The organism is Sphingobacterium sp. BIGb0116 (assembly GCF_024808035.1).
In the GTDB taxonomy this organism is placed as follows: Bacteria; Bacteroidota; Bacteroidia; order Sphingobacteriales; family Sphingobacteriaceae; genus Sphingobacterium; species Sphingobacterium paramultivorum.
In genome coordinates this window covers 1-3125 of record NZ_JANUDT010000017.1, presented here as the reverse complement: position 1 = coordinate 3125, position 3125 = coordinate 1, and the positions used below count along the sequence as shown (strand labels likewise).

General features: G+C 50.5%; 1 rRNA gene and 1 other annotated feature. The gene reads left to right on the top strand.

Features of this window, described 5'->3' with window-relative positions:
* Window positions 1-35 precede the first annotated feature (35 nt).
* Window positions 36-2915, top strand: a 23S ribosomal RNA gene (locus tag M2419_RS27345).
* 126 nt (window positions 2916-3041) lie between these two features.
* Window positions 3042-3125: a sequence feature (5S ribosomal RNA rRNA prediction is too short), on the top strand.

Sequence of the window (3125 nt, the reverse complement as noted above, 5' to 3'; positions counted from 1 at the left end):
AAGCAGCCGCATAGTAGCAAAAGGCTATGCCGGTGAAGAAAGTAAATAAGGGCACACGGGGGATGCCTAGGCTCTCAGAGGCGAAGAAGGACGTGATAAGCTGCGATAAGCTTTGGGGATTGGCAAATGCGACTTGATCCAGAGATTTCCGAATGGGGCAACCTGACTATTTGAAGAATAGTCGTATAAAACGCGAACGCGCTGAACTGAAACATCTAAGTAGGCGTAGGAGAAGAAAATAACAATGATTTCCCAAGTAGTGGCGAGCGAACGGGAAAGAGCCCAAACCGATCATGTTACGGCATGGTCGGGGTTGTAGGACCACGACATTGTACAGCGCTATGAACTGGAAGCAGGTGGGAAACTGCGCGACAAGGGTGAGAGCCCCGTACAGGTAAAGAATGTTGACATAGTGGTATCCTGAGTACCGCGGGACCGGAGAAATCCTGTGGGAATCCACCAGCACCATCTGGTAAGGCTAAATACTCCTGAGAGACCGATAGTGAACCAGTACCGTGAGGGAAAGGTGAAAAGAACCCCGAACAGGGGAGTGAAAAGAACCTGAAACCGTGTGCTTACAAGCGGTTGGAGCAGACAAGTTCTGTGACAGCGTGCCTTTTGCATAATGAGCCTACGAGTTACTCTTGTCTGGCAAGGTTAAGTCCTTCAGGGACGCAGCCGAAGCGAAAGCGAGTCTTAATAGGGCGCATAGTCAGATGAGGTAGACGCGAAACCTTGTGATCTACCCTTGGGCAGGTTGAAGTTGCAGTAACATGTAATGGAGGACCGAACCGATAAACGTTGAAAAGTTTCCGGATGACCTGAGGGTAGGGGTGAAAGGCCAATCAAACTGGGAAATAGCTCGTACTCCCCGAAATGTTTTTAGGAACAGCGTCGGCGTAGAGTTTGATAGAGGTAGAGCTACCGATTGGGTGCGGGGGAGTCAAATCCTACCAAATCCAGACGAACTCCGAATGCTATCAAATATAGCCGGCAGTGAGGCTTTGGGTGCTAAGGTCCAAGGCCGAGAGGGAAAGAACCCAGACCATCAGCTAAGGTCCCCAAATTCGTTCTAAGTTGAACTAACGAGGTCCGGTTGCCCAGACAGCTAGGATGTTGGCTTGGAAGCAGCCATTCATTTAAAGAGTGCGTAACAGCTCACTAGTCGAGCGGCCGGGCGTGGATAATAAACGGGCATCAAGAACGGTACCGAAGCTATGGATTTGCACTTAGGTGCATCTGGTAGGGGAGCATTCCATCGCCGGAGAAGCAGTTTGGCAATGAACTGTGGAGGTTATGGAAAAGCAAATGTAGGCATAAGTAACGATAAGGCGGGTGAGAAACCCGCCCACCGAAAGACCAAGGTTTCCTGATCAACGTTAATCGGATCAGGGTCAGTCGGGACCTAAGGCGCACCCGAAGGGGGCAAGCCGATGGACAACTGGTTAATATTCCAGTACTCTTCATAACTGCGATGTGGTGACGGAGTAGTGACACTGCCGCGAACTGACGGAATAGTTCGTTGAAAGGCGTAGGTATAGGGACGGTAGGCAAATCCGCCGACCCTGCTGAAACCCAATAGTACAGCAAAGCTCCGGTGGCGCTGATAGAGCAGGTAAACAGACTTCCAAGAAAACCCGCTAAGCTTCAGGTTATGAAGACCCGTACCGCAAACCGACACAGGTGGTCGAGGAGAGAATCCTAAGGTGCTCGAGTGAGTCATGGCTAAGGAACTCGGCAAAATGGCCCTGTAACTTCGGGAGAAGGGGCGCTGTCTCAGCGATGAGCAGCCGCAGTGAAAAGGCCCAGGCGACTGTTTAACAAAAACATATGGCTTTGCAAAATCGCAAGATGAAGTATAAGGCCTGACACCTGCCCGGTGCTGGAAGGTTAAGAGGGGATGTCATCGCAAGAGAAGCATTGAATCGAAGCCCCAGTAAACGGCGGCCGTAACTATAACGGTCCTAAGGTAGCGAAATTCCTTGTCGGGTAAGTTCCGACCTGCACGAATGGTGTAACGATCTGGGCGCTGTCTCAGCCATGAGCTCGGTGAAATTGTGGTATCGGTGAAGACGCCGATTACCCGCAACGGGACGGAAAGACCCCATGCACCTTCACTATAGCTTAACATTGAGATTGGGTACAGGATGTGTAGGATAGGCGGGAGATGTTGAAGTGGCTTCGCCAGGAGTCATGGAATCAACCTTGAAATACCGCCCTTTCTGTATTCGGTTTCTAACTCGGTATTTCCGAGGACATTGTTTGGTGGGTAGTTTGACTGGGGTGGTCGCCTCCAAAAAGGTAACGGAGGCTTTCAAAGGTAAGCTCAGTACGCTTGGTAACCGTACGTGGAGTGCAATGGCATAAGCTTGCTTGACTGTGAGACCGACAAGTCGAACAGGGTCGAAAGACGGACATAGTGATCCGGTGGTTCTGTATGGAAGGGCCATCGCTCAAAGGATAAAAGGTACGCTGGGGATAACAGGCTGATCTCCCCCAAGAGCTCATATCGACGGGGAGGTTTGGCACCTCGATGTCGGCTCGTCACATCCTGGGGCTGGAGAAGGTCCCAAGGGTTGGGCTGTTCGCCCATTAAAGTGGCACGCGAGCTGGGTTCAGAACGTCGCGAGACAGTTCGGTCCCTATCTGTTGTGGGCGTTGGAAGTTTGAGTGGATCTGACCTTAGTACGAGAGGACCGGGTTGGACAGACCTCTGGTGAACCTGTTATGCCGCCAGGTGTACGGCAGGGTAGCTACGTCTGGAATAGATAAGCGCTGAAAGCATCTAAGTGCGAAACTAGCCACGAGATGAGACTTCCTTATAGGGTCGTAGAAGATGACTACGTTGATAGGCCATAGGTGTAAAGGTTGAGAGACCAAAGCCAAGTGGTACTAATAGCCCGAAGCTTTCTCAAGCAGACAGACACTGTTGTCTTCCTCTTTAATTTTTGAAACAAACAAGAAACGAACCTCTTTCAATAGCTATGTCAGTTGGCATGAATAAGATGATATGAATATCATAGATCAGCCAATAAAGATTTTTAGGTGCCTATATCGGCGGTGTCTACCTCTTCCCATTCCGAACAGAGCAGTCAAGCCCGCCAGAGCCGATGGTATTGCCGTAA